Origin of the sequence: Stieleria sedimenti (assembly GCF_025060895.1) — a bacterium.
Taxonomy (GTDB): Bacteria; Planctomycetota; Planctomycetia; order Pirellulales; family Pirellulaceae; genus Stieleria; species Stieleria sedimenti.
The window spans coordinates 1-18,267 of the sequence record NZ_JANZKV010000262.1 but is presented as its reverse complement, the minus strand read 5'-3'; the positions used below and the strand labels follow the sequence as shown (position 1 = coordinate 18,267).

12 protein-coding genes are annotated in these 18,267 nt (G+C 60.5%); 8 read left to right on the top strand and 4 right to left on the bottom strand.

All coding sequences use genetic code 11. The annotated features are described in order from the left end of the window. Window positions 1-196: 196 nt before the first annotated feature. On the bottom strand, window positions 197-697 hold the full coding sequence (locus NZK35_RS28910; RefSeq protein WP_259636006.1) for a fasciclin domain-containing protein: 501 nt from the start codon (window positions 695-697) through the stop codon (window positions 197-199). 266 nt (window positions 698-963) lie between these two features. Beyond that, window positions 964-1,959, bottom strand: coding sequence for an NAD-dependent epimerase/dehydratase family protein (locus NZK35_RS28905; protein WP_259636005.1), 996 nt, complete (start codon window positions 1,957-1,959; stop codon window positions 964-966). A gap of 278 nt (window positions 1,960-2,237) precedes the next feature. On the opposite strand from NZK35_RS28905, the gene NZK35_RS28900 reads away from it, so the two are divergent. The 3 genes from NZK35_RS28900 to NZK35_RS28890 are packed head-to-tail and all read left to right on the top strand — an operon-like array spanning window position 2,238 to window position 6,988. Further along, a complete protein-coding gene (locus NZK35_RS28900; protein WP_259636004.1) occupies window positions 2,238-5,537 on the top strand; it encodes a tetratricopeptide repeat protein in 3,300 nt (1,099 codons plus the stop codon). 2 nt (window positions 5,538-5,539) lie between these two features. Beyond that, on the top strand, window positions 5,540-6,562 hold the full coding sequence (locus NZK35_RS28895; protein ID WP_259636003.1) for a MotA/TolQ/ExbB proton channel family protein: 1,023 nt from the start codon (window positions 5,540-5,542) through the stop codon (window positions 6,560-6,562). Between the two features lie 3 nt (window positions 6,563-6,565). Beyond that, complete coding sequence (locus NZK35_RS28890; RefSeq protein WP_259636002.1) at window positions 6,566-6,988, top strand: ExbD/TolR family protein; 423 nt, start codon at window positions 6,566-6,568, stop codon at window positions 6,986-6,988. Window positions 6,989-7,019: 31 nt separating this feature from the next. On the opposite strand, the gene NZK35_RS28885 is transcribed toward NZK35_RS28890, so the two are convergent. Continuing rightward, the gene (locus tag NZK35_RS28885; protein ID WP_259636001.1) at window positions 7,020-7,208 is read right to left on the bottom strand and encodes a hypothetical protein; all 189 of its coding nucleotides are present in this window, start codon (window positions 7,206-7,208) and stop codon (window positions 7,020-7,022) included. Between the two features lie 205 nt (window positions 7,209-7,413). Here NZK35_RS28885 and NZK35_RS28880 point away from each other — a divergent pair, with 205 nt between their 5' ends. From NZK35_RS28880 to NZK35_RS28860, 5 genes are all read left to right on the top strand, one after another. Continuing rightward, on the top strand, window positions 7,414-10,167 hold the full coding sequence (locus NZK35_RS28880; protein ID WP_259636000.1) for a prenyltransferase/squalene oxidase repeat-containing protein: 2,754 nt from the start codon (window positions 7,414-7,416) through the stop codon (window positions 10,165-10,167). Window positions 10,168-10,423: 256 nt separating this feature from the next. After that, window positions 10,424-11,110, top strand: a complete 687-nt coding sequence (locus NZK35_RS28875; RefSeq protein WP_259635999.1) for a DUF7450 family protein — start codon at window positions 10,424-10,426, stop codon at window positions 11,108-11,110. Window positions 11,111-11,455: 345 nt separating this feature from the next. Beyond that, window positions 11,456-12,886 (top strand): MotA/TolQ/ExbB proton channel family protein, encoded by a 1,431-nt coding sequence (locus tag NZK35_RS28870; protein WP_259635998.1) that lies wholly within the window; start codon window positions 11,456-11,458, stop codon window positions 12,884-12,886. Continuing rightward, the gene (locus NZK35_RS28865) at window positions 12,883-15,018 is read left to right on the top strand and encodes a hypothetical protein (protein WP_259635997.1); all 2,136 of its coding nucleotides are present in this window, start codon (window positions 12,883-12,885) and stop codon (window positions 15,016-15,018) included. The genes NZK35_RS28870 and NZK35_RS28865 overlap by 4 nt, the downstream gene beginning before the upstream one ends. Further along, window positions 15,015-16,058 carry a hypothetical protein gene (locus tag NZK35_RS28860; protein ID WP_259635996.1) on the top strand — a complete coding sequence of 348 codons (1,044 nt, stop codon included), beginning with the start codon at window positions 15,015-15,017 and terminating at the stop codon, window positions 16,056-16,058. Before NZK35_RS28865 ends, NZK35_RS28860 begins: the two co-directional genes overlap by 4 nt. 602 nt (window positions 16,059-16,660) lie before the next feature. On the opposite strand, the gene purD is transcribed toward NZK35_RS28860, so the two are convergent. Next, a complete protein-coding gene (purD, locus tag NZK35_RS28855; protein ID WP_261364933.1) occupies window positions 16,661-17,950 on the bottom strand; it encodes a phosphoribosylamine--glycine ligase in 1,290 nt (429 codons plus the stop codon). Window positions 17,951-18,267: the final 317 nt, after the last annotated feature.

Below are 18,267 nucleotides of genomic sequence, written 5' to 3'. Positions count from 1 at the left end.
TTTCACGGTGTTTTTGAAGCGCAACCGGACGGCTCGCGCCGTTCCGCTAACACCTTTGGAGCTGAAGTAGATGACATTGATCACGCGTCGGTCGCTGACGCTTCCCGCTGGGGTGCTGGAACGAACGAAAACTCCGTCGGCAGATCAATGCCGACGGAGTTTGCTTTCGAACGGTTGGCTTTCAGGCCGAACGGATTCAGCTCTTGGGCAGAATCACGGTGTCGATGACGTGGATCACGCCGTTGGACGAGTTGATGTCGGTCTTGACGACTTTGGCCTTGCCGTTGAGGATCACGCTTCCGTCTTTGACTTCGATCTTGACGGTCGAACCTTGCACGGTCTTGGCTTCATTGAGTCCGACGACCTTCTTGGCCATGACCTTTGCGGGCACAACGTGATAGGTCAAGATGCTGATCAACTTTTCCTTATTCTCCGGCTTCAGCAAGCTTTCCACCGTGCCCTCGGGGAGCTTTGCAAAGGCTTCGTCGGTCGGGGCGAACACCGTGAACGGGCCTTCACCGGAAAGCGTTTCCACCAGGCCGGCAGCCTTGACGGCGGCAACCAAGGTGTTGAACGATTTGGCCGCGACGGCATTCTCCACGACAGTCTTGTCGCAGGTTCCGCATCCGGCGAACGCTTGAGCACTGAACGAACCGGCCAACACTACTGCCAACGCAACTGCAACAAACTTACGCATCTTGAATCTCCACAAACAGGTGAGGTGAACAACTCGAAGGCGTGCTGACAAACGTGAGTCAGCGGGGAACGACTCGCAACGAGACTGATTCACCAGGGTCTCTTTTTCGTGACCCATTGTCGTGACCCGACAAGTGCTTGCTGAAATTTTTTTGAGTTACAGCGTCCGAAGGCTCCTCGTCAAACGCCAAACGGCAAGACGTCCACGCTCCTGCAAGCGCAACGGCAACGCTTCTTTTCCGCTCGTTGCCTAGCACATCGTTTTCTTTATCGCATCGAGTCGGCGACCGAGTCGATGATGGCGTCCAGGTCTTGGGTGGGGGCGTAGCCGATGGTTTCAGCGATCCGGGTCAGGTCGGGAACCCGTCGACGAATGTCTTCGAAGCTTTCGTCATAGGCGTCGGAGTAGGACCGGAAATCGATCTCCGCCTTTGGATTGACCCGTTCGATGACGCGTTTGGCCAGGTCCAGGATCGACACCGGGGTGTCGCTGCCGATGTTGTAGACCCGCCCGTGGGCCTGCGGCGTGTCGACCAACTTGACGACCGCGCCGACGACGTCGTCGACGTGTGCGAAACATCGGATTTGGGCCCCGTCGTCATGGACCACCAGCTTTTCGCCCTTCAACGCCGCTTCGACGAATCGGGGCAGCACCATGCCGTAGGCGCCGGTTTGGCGTGGACCGACGACGTTAAAGAACCGTCCCACGACGACCGGCAACTGCTGCTCCTTGTAGAACGCCAGCGCCAAAAACTCGTCGATGGCTTTGGACACCCCGTAGCTCCAACGCGGCTTGGTCGTCGCGCCGAACACCAGATCGTCTTCTTCGGACCAGACCGGCTTGGGGTTCTTGCCGTAGACTTCGCTGGTGCTGGCGATGAAACACGGGATCCGTGCTCCCCGTCGCGCTCGTTCGCCCAATCGGTCCAGGATCAATTGGGTGGGGTAGACGTTGCGTTCGATTGTTTGGATCGGTTGCTTGGCGATCAGCGCGACGCCCACGGCGGCGGCCAGATGGTAGACGCAGTCGGCGCGGCCGACGACCTCCGCCACCAACCGGTCGTCTTCGACCGTCCCCTCGATATATTCCAAGTTTTCGTGATCGATGATCGGCGCCAGATTCTTCTGTTGCCCGGTCGACAGGTCATCGACGATCAAAACCTTGTCCCCCCGCGCGAGGAGTCGCTGTGCGAGGTGCGAGCCGATGAATCCGGCGCCGCCGGTGATCAAGTGGGTGCTGCCGGGGGAGCTGAGTTGCGTCACGTCAAAATCACTGTGAAATTGTATAGGTGTCCTTCACGACTACTGCGAAGCTTACTGATACGTCGCCAGGGACGCGAACGGTTCGCTGCGGAAGTGTCCAGATGGGAAAACGGCGGAAAATGCGACGATTTGGCACGCGTGTGCCGAATCGAGAGACACGAAGACCGACTTTTCGGACTGGGCAATCCCGAGGGCGAACTATCGACTGAATCGACACACCGTTAAACTGTGGACGATGTCGTCGCTGTCTTTCGGACTCCTCTGGCCCCCACGTCGCCGTGCGTTCTGATTCTTCCTTGCAGTCTTCTGTCCGTGCGATTGCTGTTCGCTTGGTGGTTGCCCTGGTGTTGTTCTTGCCCGCGACGGGGCTGTCGCTCGGCGCGCGTGCCGATGCGGCGGAGTCGACCGAGGCGTCGATTGCGCTCTACGCCGATGCGGCCAATTTTCAAACCGGCGGGGCGATCGAATTGGCGATCCAGAACTGGAAGAAGTTCCTGGAGATGTATCCCGATGATGATCTGGCCTCCAAAGCGGCACACTATCTGGGCGTCTGCTACATGCAGAAAGAAAACCCGGATTACGTCGCCGCGGCCGAGGCGTTTGGCTTGGCGCTTGAAGACAAAGCTTATGAGCTCCGCGAGGAGAGTTTGGCGAATCGCGGTTGGTGCTTTTATGCGTCGGCCGGTGATGGACCCCAACGTGACGCCGCGCGATTGAAACAGACGATCGAAACCTTCGAGACGCTCCGCAAAGAGAACTCCAAAAGCGCCTACATCGACCGCGCGTACTTTTATAGTGGCGAAGCGGCATACGGGTTGGGCGATCGCTCCCGCGCGATCGATTACTACAACAAATTTTTGTCGCTGCCGGCGGCCAAGGATTCGCCGTTGCGATGTGATGCGTTGTACGCCCTGGGCATCGCGCAGGAAGAGCTGGAGCAAACCGACAAAGCGGTCGCGTCGTTTCAGCAATTGTTGTCCGGTTGTGCGGACAGTCCCCTGGCCGTCGATGTGCATTTGCGGTTGGGCGATCTGAGGATCATGCAACGTGACTTTGATGCCGCGGTCACCTCGTTCGACAAAGCGATTGCGGCGTCGAAGGAAGATGCCGACACGAGCTACGCGATTTTTCGTCAGGCGTACGCGCTGGTGCAGAGCGGCAAGCCGAAGGAAGCCGCCGTCGGCTACGACCGACTGCAACGAGAGTTTCCCGATTCGCCGTATGCCGCCAACGCCACCCTGGCGTCCGGACAAAGCCTGTATCGTGGCGGCGACATCGATGAAGCGGCGACGCGATTTGAAAAAGTGCTGACACAAAACAGCCCGGTCGCGGCGACCGAGGCGGCGCACTGGTTGGCGAGAATCAAACTGACCAAGGGTGACCCGGCCGCGGCCGTGGCGATCGCCAAGCGACAGATCGACGCCGGACTGGAGGGTGACTTTGCAATTGACTTACGCGTCGATTTGGCCGAAGCGCTGTCGATGAATCCGGCGACGGTCCAAGAGTCGATCGATGTGGCCGAAGCGGCCTACCGCGACGCGCCTGCCGACACGTTGGCACCCCGCGCCCTTTACAACGCCGCATTCTCTGCCTTGCAAGTCAACCAGTACGAGCGGGCGGGAAAACTGGCTGATGAGTTTTTGCAGCGGTTTGGTTCCGATCAGCTCGCCAGTGATGTTCGTTTTATCGTTGCCGAAAGCCAGCTTTTTTTGGGCCAGACCGAAGCGGCGCTCGACAGCTATCGGCAACTGCTGCGTGCCGCCTCGCCCGACCACGCGCAACGCCCCGTGTGGGTCTTGCGGACCGCCGTCGCGATGAACGCGATGAAGGCGTTTGATGAAAGCGTCGCGTTGTTGAAACAGGAGTACGAGAGTTTCTCGCAAGCGTCGCAAAAAGCCGAATCGCAATTCCTGGTCGGCCAAGCGCACTTGATGTCCGGTCGACCGACCGATGCGGCGGAGTCGTTCGGCCGCGTGGCCGACGTGGCACCGGATTGGCCGCGTGCCGGCGAGGCGATGCTGCTGCAAGGAACCGCGCTGCTGTCGTCGGGGCAAGGTGATCGAGCCAAAGCCACGTGGGAAACGTTGGTCGGCCGCGACCCGTCGTCCGCGATGGCCGATCAGGCCCGTTACAAGCTGGCTCAACGCGCCAGCACGACGGGTGACTATGACCAGGCGGTGAATTTGTATAGCCAGATCATCGACGCCGATCGTGACGCGGGGCTGATCCCCTACGCACTGTATGGTCGTGGTTGGTCGCAGATGCAGCAAGGCAAACACGCCGAAGCAATCCAGTCACTCGACAAAATTCTTAACCAGTCGCCCGCCCATGCACTCAGTGACGATGCGTTGATCGCGCGAGGCATTTCGCATCGGACCTTGGGGGATTACGCCTCCGCACAATCGGATCTGAAAAAGTACCTGGAACTCGGTCCGACCGGCGTCAATTTGGGACATGCGCTTTACGAGTTGGCACTGGTGGACCAGAAACAGGGGCGCCCTGCCGACGCGGCGGAGAAATTGCAGCGTCTGGTCGACGAAGTCTCCGCTTATCCCGCGATGGATAAAGTGCTTTATGAACTCGGCTGGTCGTTGCGTGAATCCGGCCAGGACGAGCAAGCCGTTGAGCAATTTCGCCGCCTGTTGAACGAGTACCCCGACACGACATTGGCTGCCGAAGCGGCTTACTTCGTCGGCCAGCAAAAATATGCGGCCAGCGATTGGGCAACCGCGGCAACCTACTTTCAGCTCGCCGCGGACAAGACCAGCGATGACGCGATGAGCGAAAAATCGTTGTATCGTCTCGGTTGGTCGCTGTTCAAACAATCAAAGCTGGACGAAGCCCGACAGGCGTTCGCCGAACAGGTCGAAAAGCATGCTGCCGGAACGCTGGCGATCGACGCACGGATGATGGTCGGTGAGTGTTTCTTCAAGGCCGAAGCGTTCGACGAGGCACTGGAATCTTACACCAAGGGGCGGCAACAGATTCGCGACGTAAACGAGAACGCCGATTCGCTACGCGATGCGGCCGAGCGACAGGTCCGTGAATTAATTTTGTTACATGGGGGCCAATCCGCGGCGCAACTGAAACGTTGGGATGAAGCCATCGGCTGGTACGACGAACTGAAGGAGCGTTTTCCTGCCACCGCCTACTTGCCGCAGGTGTTCTATGAAACCGGGTTTGCTTATCAGCAAAAGAACGATCTCGACAAGGCGCTCAAATACTTTGGGCAGGTCGCCGAACAGTATCGCCGTCGCGAGGTCGGTGCGCGGGCCCGTTTCATGATGGGTGAAATTCACTTTGGTGAAAAACGATTTGACAAAGCGATCCCCGAGTTCCAGAGCGTGATGTTCGGTTTCGGCGGCGACAACGCGCCGGCAGAGATCAAGAACTGGCAAGCCAAGAGTGGGTTCGAAGCGGGGCGCTGCAGCGAGCTGCTGATGCAGACCGCCAGAACCCCGGATGCGAAAAAGCGATCGCGTCAGTTCGCCACACAGTTTTATCAGTACGTCGTCCAGAAGCATGCCGGACACGAACTTGCGAAGAAATCCGCCGAGCGTCTGGAGGCGTTGAATTAGTCGTGACTTCCTATCCGATAAACCCGAAGCGACGGGAACGCGCGAAGCAAAAACGCACCGCGTGGATCTGTCTGGGGGTGGTTCTGTGCGCGGGTTGGCTGTGCGGGTTGGCCGACTCGCCCCAGGCGTGGGCTCAGGTGGAGCCTGAACCGCCGATCAATGCTGCCGACATTCAAGCGGTCATGAACGCCGAAATCGCCGCCGAGGAACCTTCGCCGGTCGCCGAACCGACGGGCATCGACATGTTGTCGCTGATCCTCCGCGGCGGACGGTTCATGATTCCGATCGGATTGATGAGTCTGTTGGTGGTGACGCTGGCGGTCGAACGGCTGCTCAGTCTGCGCCGCGCCAAAGTCATGCCGCGGCGTCTCGTCCGTGAACTCCGTCGGCTGGCCGATCCGGTCGAATCGTTTGATCCACCGGCCGCCTACCAGGCCTGTTTACAGCATCCGTCGCCGACGGCCAGCATCGTCGGAGCGATGCTGATGCGAACCGGCCAACCGCTGGGCGAAATCGAACGCACCGCCACCGAGACGATCGGACGGGAAGCCGATCGCTACGCGTCGCCGGTCCGCTGGCTGACGCTTGCCGCCGCCGCGACACCGCTGATGGGATTGCTGGGAACGGTCTGGGGCATGATCGTCGCGTTCCACGAATCGACTTCGCTGTCTGCCGATCGTTCCCGCAGTGAACAACTCTCCGAGGGGATTTACACGGCACTGGTGACGACCCTGGCGGGATTGGTTGTTGCGATCCCCGCGGCGATCTTTGCCCAGTATTTGGAAAACCGGATCGCCAAACTGTTTCACAGCATCGAACAATTGGTGTTTGACTTGGCACCCGGCTTGGCCCGCTTTGACGGCCGTCGGCGGTTGGATTCCGATGGGACGCTGATCCCGATCCAGTACGTCGATTCACCGGGCAACGCCGTCACGCCTCCCCCGCCCTCCCCTCCCCCGCCCCCACAGGCGACGGCATCATCCGCGGGCGTGGCGGAGTCCGGCAACCAAGCCAAGGCGAGTTGACCGATGGCGGTTCAAATCAAACGCTCCAGCGTCGCCGGGACGCTCAGTCTGACCCCGCTGATCGACGTGGTGTTTCTGCTGCTGATTTTCTTTCTGGTGACCAGCGAGTTCGAAGAGGAAGAGCGGCGTTTGGATATCGTTTTGCCGACGGCGACCAGTGCGGTCCCGATGATCGGCAAACCCCGTGAAATCGTGATCGATATCGACCAGGCCGGTGAAATCTATCTGCGTGGACAAGCGACGTCGTTGGCCGATCTGGAGAAATTGCTCAAAGCGAGCGTGGCGTCCAACCCGACCAACCAATCCGCCGTGATCCGGGCCGACCGAGGAGCGTCGTTCCAACCCGTCGTCAGCGTGATGGATGTCTGCAACCGTAGCGGCATCAGCGACTATTCCGTGACAACACAAGAAGGACCGGAGGGGTGAGATTTAAGTTTCAAGTTTTGAGTTTCAAGTTTCAAGTTTCAAGTTTCAAGTTTTGAGTTTTGAGTTTCAAGTTTTGAGTTTTGAGTTTTGAGTTTTGAGTTTTGAGTTTTGAGTTTTGAGTTTTGAGTTTTGAGTTTTGAGATTTGAGTTTTGAGATTTGAGATTTGAGATTTGAGATTTGAGATTTGGAATCAGTTCCAGCTATTTTCCTGTCACCCATTTTCTTGTCTCTCTTTTTCTGCCTCCCATTTTTTTGTCACCTGCCTACTCCTACCTGCCAACTGGCCTGAAACCTGAAACCTGAAACCTGAAACCTGAAACCTGAAACCTGAAACCTGAAACCTGAAACCTGAAACCTGAAACCTGAAACCTGAAACCTGAAACCTGAAACCTGAAACTTAACCGTTTGCCGCAGGGCGTTTGATTTGCATTTTGATTCCGACTATGACCGTCCACTTGTCGACAGCACACCGGCGGATTCGCCGCGGATGTGGCCGCTGGATTTGTCGGTCGTCACGTTGGCCGGGTTGGTGCTGTTTCTGATCGCCACGCCGTTCCGGTTTGACGATCCCCGCTTGCTCTACAACGCGACGACGTATCTGGTCGCCATCGTTTGCGTGGCGGTGATTTTGTCGTTGGTCTTACGTGCAATCACCTCTCGCTTCTTGCGGAAAGCGATTCTGCTGGGACTGCTGTTCAGCATCTCGGTTCACCTGTTGCTGTTGATTTTTGCGATTCACTACGTCGTGTTCGCGGCCTACCAACCCCTGGCCTCCAAGGGAGAAAAACGCGAACGCACGCCGATTCGAAAAACCATCCCCGAACACATCTTCCAGGCTCCGAAGGAATCGAAAGAAACGCCCGATTGGTCCAAACCGGTCGATGCGGAAACCAAGTCGCGAGAGATTCCTAAAGAACAGCGACAACTGCCACCGGTGGAGCGTTCCCAGCCACGCTTGGAAGTCCCCAAGCCTCGGCAACCGGAAAACCAGCCGATGCAGAAGTATCTGATGGAGCGGAGTCAGCCCAGTGCGGCCGCGCCGATGCCGGCCGACTCGCCGGGCAAATTGGCGCGGCGACAAAACAACCAGTCGGCACCCAATCCTCGACCCGAACCGATCGATGTGCCGTCGGAATCCCAGGACACGACACGCCCCGTGCAGGCCGCACCGGCCGAGCGCCAACTGGCCGACCGTGCGTCGCCGCAGTCAGCGCGTCAGGCGCCGGCCAGCCTGGACATGCCGGCCATCGCGCCGCAGCCGAGTGAATCGATCCGGGCGACCCAGTCGACGCCTTCGGCGGCGTCCCTGAGTGCGCTCGATGCAATGCCGACGATCGGCGACGCGGGGCTGGCACGCGACAGGCGTTCGCGAACGATCGCCAAGCCGTCGGCGGTCGCCGGTGCCGCACCGGCGCCGGTCGCCGTCTCGATCGCGCGGACCAGCGACGATGCATCGATGATGCTGGCCCCGACGGACATTCCCACCGATCGCCGTGGCGAGACGACGGGGGCACAGATCACCGACGGCCCCGCGCCGAGCTTCATGGCCGAAACGACCGATCCGAGTCCGACCGGTGGAGCAACGGTCGCGCGGAGTACCCTGTCGGCCGCGGTCGGGGCGCCGAACGTCAATGCCGGGCCGGCCACTCGCGCCCCCGGGCGTGCGCGTCGCATGAACGTGACGCGGGGAACGTCACCGATGGGATCGATCAACCCCGCCGAATCGGTACCCGCCAGCGCCGCGGGCATCGCCGGTTCGGCGATGTCGGATCAACTGGATGATCGGTTGGGAGCCTCGGATCCGGCGGTCCGCCGCGAAACCGAAGTCGGCGGCGCGGCAGCGACCGATTTGGCCCCGGCCGGTGCGCCCGGCATGGCGCTGGATCTGTTGGCCGATCTCGGACCTGTCGGGATCAGCAACACGCCGGCACCGATTGCCGGTTTGCTGCCCAGTGACGTGCAGCCGGAAATCGCGGTCATGGAACTGCCCCGAGAGGCCAGACCGCGACGCCAAGTCGGCGGGCCGGCCACGCCGGCGGGCACCAAGATCGCCGCGGTGGAATCCTTTTCGCGACGCGTGATGCGAACCAGTGGCGGTGCGGCGTCGAGTGCGCCTGGGATGGGCGGTCCGGCGACTGAAGAAGCCATCGAACGCGGGTTGGCGTATCTCGCCAGTATCCAAAACGAAGACGGCAGTTGGTCGTTGCAGGGGCATGGCGATCGCGTCTTGTTGCGCAGCGACACCGCCGCGACCGGTTTGTGTTTGTTGGCATTCCAAGGCGCCGGCTACACCCACACCCAACACCAGTACGCCGGCACCGTCAGCAAGGGGCTCAAATTCTTGCTGGACAACCAACGCACCAGCGGAAACCTGTATCGCAGCGAAAACGAAATGAGCGACCGCAACGTGATGTTTTACAGTCACGGGATCGCTGCCCTTTCGCTCTGTGAAGCCTATGGAATGACGCAGGATCGCGAGCTCCGGCAGGGCGCCCAAGAAGCCTTGAACTACATCATGGCCACCCAGCATCGCACCCGCGGCGGTTGGCGCTATTCACCCCAAGTCAGCAGCGACACCAGCGTGACCGGATGGATGATGATGGCGCTCAAAAGCGGTGACCTGTCGGGGCTGCAAGTGTCGCAAGATTCCTACGACGGAATCGACTTGTGGTTGTCGTTGGCGCGCGAAGAGGGCTCGGATCGTTTGGATCGATATCGATACAACCCGTTCGCACCCGACACGCCCCAGCAGCGCCACGGTCGCTTGCCGACGCCGACGATGACCGCCGTCGGCATGCTGATGCGGATGTACAACGGCTGGAGCCGTGAGCAGCCGGCGATGCAGTCGGCCGCCGAGTACTTGCTGAAGTATCCGCCCCAACTCGGCGAGCGACGCCGCCCCCTGCGCGACGGATACTATTGGTACTACGCCACGCAGTTCATGTTTCACATGGGCGGCGATTACTGGGACCGCTGGAACCGGCACCTCAATCCGTTGTTGCTGGAAACGCAGATCAAGGTCGGGCCGGAAGCGGGTTCCTGGGACCCCGAACTGCCGATCCCCGACCGCTGGAGCGCCCACGCCGGCCGGGTGTACGTGACGACGATGAACCTGTTGAACCTGGAAGTCTACTACCGGCACCTGCCGATCTATGAAGACACAGCGGCCAAGGAGTGACAGCGGCCAAGGAGTGACAGCGGCCAAGTGAGTGACGCCCTCCGGTGACGCTTTCCGCTGGGGTGCCGGTCGCTGACGCTTCCCGCTGGGGTGGCATTTCAGCACGTGGCTTAGCCAGTGGCGTGTCGGATGGGACGCGAGCCTCTTCGGTCTTTCGAGCCTCTAACGCACAACGTAGCGCTGCCCGGCTAGACAACCAGAGACAATAGATGGCTCCGAAATTCGCTCCGCCTCCTCCGCAATCCAATGTCCTGCCATGAAACCCCGACTCCGTTGCACCATTTCCCCCGCCGTCATCTTGGTCTGTCTCGCGATGATGTCACGCGGTGACGCCGCTTCGCCGCATGACGTCGTCTCCGTCACGGCCTCCAACCCCGTGCTGCACGGTTTGGAGGTCAAAACGGCGCTGGATGCCGAGCGACGTTGGATCAACTTTCGCGGACCCAAGTTCTATTCGGCTCCGCAAGACGTGAGCCAAGACGGAACACCGAGCTACTTGAATTGGTACGAAATCCGCAAACCGCCAACCGAAGCGGTCAGAACGATGAAACTAAGCGACGCCTACAGCGGTTCGCAATCGTTTTCGGTCATGCTGGGCCAGCCGGCGTTCTATTTGATTCCGACTCAGACGATCAAGGACGGACCGCCGGCTGAGGTTTCCGAATCGCTGGATCACTTCATCGCGTTTCGCATCGCCAACGTCGATTCGCTGGCGTTGCCCGAGCCCACGCCGGGAAAACCGGCGTTTGTTTGTCTGCCAGCCCAGCAGTGGCACCATGAAGAACACGTTGCGATCAAGTCCCCGTCGAAGGTCTTGATGGTCTACGAAGTGGAAGCAAAGGTGTCAGAAGGCAAAGTGACGACGATCGACCCGTTCGGGCTCAACAGCCTGAAGACCGGCCAGAAGACGTTTGTTTATGCCGAAGGGAAACTGGTTCCCTAGTGGGGGAACGCTTCCTGCTTGCCAGGCAGACTGCTCGCAAACTCGTGGCTGACGCCACGGATCGCAAGCTGGAAGCTTACGCCACTTTTGCAAGCTCGTGGCTGGCGCCACGGATCGCAAGCTGGAAGCTTACGCCACTTTTGCAAGCTCGTGGCTGGCGCCACGGATCGCAAGCTGGAAGCTTAGGCCACTTTTGCAAGCTCGTGGCGGACACCACGGTCGGTGCGGTGTTGAATTCTGTGGATTGGGTGAAGTTGACCTGAGGGGAAAGACGATGGGGTGGTAAGGATTGTGCTTGGACACCGGTGCAACATTTTGACCCCTCGAACCGGCAAGGACGCTGGCGTGAGCAAGACTGAATCGCAAAACGCAGGCAAATTTGATAGCAACCAAGACAGTCGTGTTGCGGATCACCGCGACCGGCTCAGCGGGATCGTCGCGGTCGCCGGCGGGGGCGTTTTGGCGGGCCTGTTCTACGCGGTGATTTACGTCACGCAGTGGGCAGCGTTGGAACGCTACTTCCTCGGCCACCCCGTTGCCATTGCGGCGACCATTTTGTTTTGTGTCGCCATTTCGATCTTGTCGCTCAAGTCATGGGCGACGCGACGACAATGGTCGCTGTTGCGCCGCGCCGATGACGCGGCGTTGGCACCGCGGCGAGAAACCGACTCGCCGACCCAAGAGTTTCGCGATCGCCATGACGCGGGGTTTGTCGCCCAAGCATGGTCGAGCAATCTGGCCAAACTGCCGCGCGACATCGGTCGATCACAGCTGGTCGTTCGCCTCCGCGAGGTCTTGATGCGGCAATCCGGCCGCGGAACGACGAAGCATTTGGCCGACGATTTGCGCGAGCTTTCGTCGCGGGACGCCGATTCAGCCCACGACTCCTTCGCACTGATCCGCATCATCGTGTGGGCGATTCCGATGCTGGGCTTTTTGGGCACCGTGATCGGGATCACGCAAACACTCGGCGGGTTGGATTTTTCCAACGGCAACGCCGCGGTCGACAATTTGAAGAGCGGCTTGTACGTCGCATTTGATACGACCGCTCTGGGATTGGTGCTGTCGATCGTCGCGATCTTTTTACAGTTTCCGGTCGAGCGCAGCGAGCAACAGTTGTTGGCCGCCATCGACGAACGCGTCGGCTACTTGACCGGACTGCATTTGCCCGGTGATGAAGCCGCCGACAATCAATTCGAATTGTTGGCCCAGCTTTGCGAGGGCGTGCGCGCCGCGGTGGCGGAATCGTTGAGCAACCAGACGACGTTGTGGCGTCAAACAATTGACGAAGCACAAGGCTACTGGCAACAAGCTCACAACGTCCAATCACAAAGCTTCATCGATGCGGTCGAACAAACGCTGGTGCCCGCACTGCGTGACCACGCCGGGCAGATGGAATTTTCGACTCAGCGGAATCGTGAACAGCTTGGGATTCAATTCGACAAGTGGCAGTCGCAACTCTCCGCGTGGCAACAAACGATCATTGCCGGTGCGGACGCGATGACGAAACAACAGGCGATGATGTTGGACCAGGTCGATCAGGCCGCGTTGGTCCGCGAGCAAGCCAGTTCGGTGTTGAACCTGCAGCAAACGCTGGCGGCGAACTTGAACTTGTTGGACGAAACGAACCGTCGCATCGATGACAACATCGGCGCGGCGGCCGGACAGGGGATGGCCGATGCCATGATCGTGTTGGCCCGGGCGGTCGATGTGTTGGCCCGCGAAATGACCGCGGTCAAGTCGAACGCGACGCACGATTCGAGGCGGGCTGCATGAGCGGGCGGCGACGAAAGACCCTTTCGCCGACGCTGTTTCCGTTCCTGGCCGTCTTGGTTTGCACGCTTGGAACCTTAATCCTGTTGTTGGCACTGGTGGCACAAAACACCTCCGACGCGGCACAGCAGATCGCCGAGACGGCCGAACAAGAACGCACTCACGTTCCCGGGCAGTTGACCGTCGGCGACGTCGAGTTGTTGGTCGAAGAGGAAGAGTTTCGTTTGGGCGAATTGATTTCCTTTCGCGAAGCACAGACCGGTGACCTGGAAGACCGACGCAACCAGTTGGCTCACGTCGAAGATCACATGCGACGCATCCGTCAGCGATTGAAACAAATCGGCGAGGCGATGGAGCAGGCGATGTCGGACGATCCGCCATCGGCCGCGACCGCCGAAGAACTGAAATCGCTGAACGAACAGTTGGTCAAAGAGCAGCTGGTCGTGAAAAAGTTGCGTGAGGAAATTAAAACGGCCAAGCCGCGTTTCGTCATCGTCCCGCACCAAGGCCCCAACGGCACCGAGCGTCGGCCGATCTATTTGGAATGCACCGCCAAGGGCGTCACGATCTGGCCCGAAGGCGTCGCCATCACGCGGACACAATTAGAGCAAACATCGCGGCACGCCAATCCGCTCGATGACGCGCTCCGCGCCGCACGCTATCACGCGATGCAACAATACGGCGACGCGATCCCGCCCTATCCCATGTTGTTGGTCCGCCCCGAGGGCGTCGACAGCTACTATGCCGCCCGCTCGGCGATGTTGGATTGGGACGATCAGTTCGGGTACGAACTGGTTCCGGCGGACGTCAACCTCGCCTACCCCAACCCCGATCCGGCGATGCGGGAGCGGATGGAATACGCGATCAACCAGGCACTGGATCGGATGACGCAACAATCGATCGCGCGATCGATCCGTGGGTCGGGCAGCCGCTCTCCGGCCGGTCCCGGCGGAACGGGCGGAAACTTTGACCGCCAAGCCTCGGTCAGTGGCGGCGGGCAGGCTCCGGCAGCGTCCGGCCAAGCGGCGGTGGCGGAAAGCCCGTCTGGCGGAGCGGGCTGGGTCGGTTCACATGCGGTCCAACCACCCGAGCCTGTCAAACCGGTGCCGCGTCTGTCGGTTTCGCAGATGGATCGTCAGGGCCGACAAAGTGGTTTCCGCGACCATCGCATGTTTCCGACCCCAACCTACGGCCGCACGGGCAGTCGCGCGGGCGGTGGCAACCCTTCGCCGATCACTTCCGAAGCCGCCAAACGACGGCTGGAACGACAGCTGCAAGATTCCGCGTCCTCGTTTGCCGAGGTGGATTCCGACCGCGATCTGAATCAAGCCGCGATGACGGCGGTCGACCAGATCGCCGCGGGCACCAACTCGGGATCGTCCGATCAATCCCAGCCCCAACCGAACACCCCCGGTGCAAACGCACTCGAATTGCAGTATCCGTCCAGCGGTGATGCCGATTCCGCGTCCGCGATGTTGGCCCAAGGCAACGCCGACTCCGGCGGTCGGCAGCGTGTCATCGGCAAGGCCAGCGCGCAAGCCGGCGACAACCCCGCGGGGATCGGTCCCATGGCCGGTGCGCCGATGGGAATGAATCGCTTGGATCAGCCCAAGGTTTCACAGCGGATGAAAGCCGGCCAACCGACCGACGCCCAAGCCGCGAATGCGGCCGATCAGAAACCCGCGGCCAGCGAACAAGCGAAGTCGCGGAAACCCGGTTCGTTGGTGCAGCGCAACGGCGCCGACTGGGCGCTGCCCAGCAGTGTCGTGTTGGCGCGTGGCAACGAGATCGTCCGTTCGGTTCGGCTACAAGTTCACGCCGATCGTTTCATCTTGTTGCCGGACGCCGGGATGCGCCAGAGCGAAACGTTTTTGATCGAGCCGGACGGCGTCAATGTGGCGACGCTGCAACTGGCGACGTCGGTCCGAGATCGGATCGAACGTTGGGGGGCTGCGGCACCCGGTGCGCGTTGGTCGCCTCGGTTGAAGGTGGACGTCATGCCGGGAGCTGAATTGCGATACGACCAGTGGAGCCGATTGATGACCGGCAGCGGGCTACCGATCCAACGCACCGGTGACGACCAAGGCGCCGGGTACACGCAGGCAGAAAACAACCCGCGAGGTGAACGGAAATGAGCGGGCGACATCGCAGAGAAGGCGTTTCGGTGGGGCACGATGCCTTTTTGGACATCGTCGCCAACCTGGTCGGCATTCTGATCATTCTGGTTGTGGTGTTAGGCGCCCAATCAGAAGCGATCATGCGCGACGCCAAGCCGCAGGTGCAAGAACCGCTGGATCCCAAATCGCGCGTTGCGGGTGAAGCGGAGATGGAAACGCTGGCAACTGTGGCAGCCCGCGCGGCGTCGGCGCAGGCCGATTCGATGCGACTGGAGCGAACGATCAAGGTCTTGGATTCCAAGATCGCACAGCAAGCCGAACGTCGTACGATCCTGTTGACATTGCTGACCGAAGCCGAAGCGGCTTGGGAAGACGAGCAAGCGAAGCTGGACAATGCCAACCGCCAAGCCGCGATCCGCAACGCGGAAGCGTCAAAGTTGAAAAGCGAATTGACGGAGTTGGCTGGTGCGCGAACGCAATTGGAAAGCAAGCAGCCGCCGATCGTCGCGATCTCTCACCTGCCGACTCCGATGGCCAAGACCGTGTTCGGTGACGAGGTCTATTTTCGGTTGAAGGACGATCGATTGTCCGTGATTCCGTTTGAGTTGTTGGCCGATGAGATCGGTCGCAATTTTCGTCGCACGTCCTCCAGTCTTCGCGAGGGCGTCAGTGATGCGGCGGTTGGGCCGGTGCGCGGCTATGTCGCGCGGTACGTGCTCAACCGTAGCAACGAATTGGTCAGCAACGGCAACGCGATCGCCAGGATGAGTCGCGCTCGCGTCGTGGTCGCGTCGTTCGAGCCGCTGCGTGAACCCTATGGAACGCCGATCGACGAGGTGCTGGCCAACGATGACTGGCTGGATGTCGAACTGTCGGGGTACCCGCCGGGCACGACAACGGTGACGGTCGCGGTTTATCCAGACAGCTACGGTTCGTTCCGCAAGTTACGTGAAAAGATTTATGCCAAGGGTTACGCGTCGGCGGCGCGACCGATCAAAGAGGGCAGCCCGATCTACGTCAACTTCGCCGGCGGCGGCACCCGCTCGGTGGCGCAGTAGTGGTGGCGGTAGGTCACGCTGTGCGTGACATCCGGCATGCACAGCATGCCCTACCTCCTTGTTCCTAGGCTCCGCCTCCTGTCCTTGAACAGCACGTGACGGCCGCGGCGGCACTGCATTTCACGAGGGAGGGCGAGGGATCATGCGCCACTGGCTGACAGCGCGTGCTGAGATGAACCCACGGATAGCAGCGCGAACCCACGGATGAAGAGCAGCCAGGTATCCGCGGGTCCGCGCTGCTATCGGTGGGTTTTATTCAAATCGTTCCAGGGTTCCACCTTGGAACGCAAGGTCGGTGTAGCTGCTCGCCACACGCCGATGGGAGGCGGAGCCTCCGGGACCGCGCGGGGGCGTGGGGTAAGCATCCTGCTTGCCGCCCACGCCGGCTCCGCCGGCGAACGTTCGAGGCGGAGCCTCCGGGACAGTGCGTTCCCAGGCGGAGCCCTACGCCGTGAACGATCTATTTCCTGTGTTTAACGAGGTTTTAGCGGCAGGGCGCAAGCCCTCCGGTTCCGCTACTTTGCCAACACACCGGAGGGCTCGCGCCCTACCGCTAAAAAATCGTTCACGGCGTAGGGCGGAGCCCGGGAACGAGGGGTTGCTTACTGCAGCGCCTTGTCGCTGATGTCTTTGCGGCACCAGGCGCCGGGCCAACGGATTTTTTGGACGGCGGTATAAGCCTTCAGTTTTGCGGCGCTGATGGTGTTGCCGATTGCGGTGACGCCCAAGACGCGCCCGCCGTCATTGACGACGTTGCCATCGACGGTGGTCGTTCCGGCGTGAAAGACTTTCACATCGTCGACCTTCGCGGCCTCGTCCAATCCGGTGATCACACGGCCCTTTTCGTAGCTGCCCGGGTAACCTTCGCTGGCCATCACGACGCACAGACTGGGTCGCTCGTCCCATTCCAGCGGTTCGAGTTCGGAGAGTTTTCCATCGGCGGCGGCGACCAGGATGTCAAACAAATCTGATTTCAGTCGCATCAACAGCGGTTGGCATTCCGGGTCACCGAACCGGACGTTGAACTCCAGCACTTTGGGGCCGGCTGCGGTCAGCATCAATCCGGCGTACAGCACGCCTTTGAACGGTTTCCGCGCCCGTTTCATCGCGTGGACGACGGGGACCAGCACGTCGGATTCGATCTTTTCGAACATCGCCTCGTCGACGATGGGTGTGGGGCAGTAAGCGCCCATGCCGCCGGTGTTGGGACCGCGGTCGCCATCGTGGGCCGGTTTGTGATCTTGGGCGGCCGGCAGCGAAATGATGGTTTCGCCGTCGGTGATCGCCAGCACGCTGGCTTCTTGGCCGATCAATTTTTCTTCGATGATCAGTTCGTTGCCCGCTTCGCCGAACTCCTTTTGTCCGGCGATGCGATCGATCGCCTGCAGCGCGTCGCTCCGGGTTTCGCAAACGATGACGCCTTTACCGGCGGCCAACCCGTCGGCTTTGACAACGACCGGAACCTGGTCGGTCGGCTCGCTGTACTTGTCTTTGATGTACCGCGAGGCGTCGTCGGCGTTTCGAAAGGTGCGATAATCGGCCGTGGGGATGTCGGCGGTGTGCAGCAGGTTTTTGCAAAACACCTTGCTGCCTTCCAGTTCCGCGGCGGCGGCCGAGGGGCCGAAGACGCGCAGCCCGGCTGCTTCGAGTGCATCGACCAGTCCGAGCACCAGCGGCGCTTCGGGGCCAACGACGGTCAAGTCGATCGCGTTGGTTTTGGCAAACTCGACCAGCTTGTCGACTTCCGTGGCCGCAATGTCGACGTTGGTCGCTTCCAGTGCGGTGCCTGCATTGCCTGGCGCGACAAACACTTCCGTCACCTTGGGGCTCTGCCCCAGTTTCCAGGCCAGGGCATGTTCTCGCCCGCCGCTGCCGACCACCAAAACTTTCATCACATTCACCGCAGGAAGGGTTCAACCAAAGAAGACCACTGAACCGGGCAATGTAATTGTTTGACGCAGTTGATGGCAGATGGCGCCCTGGTGCGATCGCTTGTGGCGTCCTTTTGTGCGTGTCCTTTTCAATTCGGAAGTCACCCTCCCGTGTGCGGGAGGGTCGAGCGCAGCGAGGGGAGGGTTCCCGCGGCCCTCCCAAAGGACGTCGATTGTCTAAGTGGCGGAGTTGATCGTAGCGGAAGTCGTCAAGTCTTTCGCAGCGCCGGCCCTCTCTGGCGTTTGCTTGCTGCGCAAACGCCGTCTCTCCCAGAGGG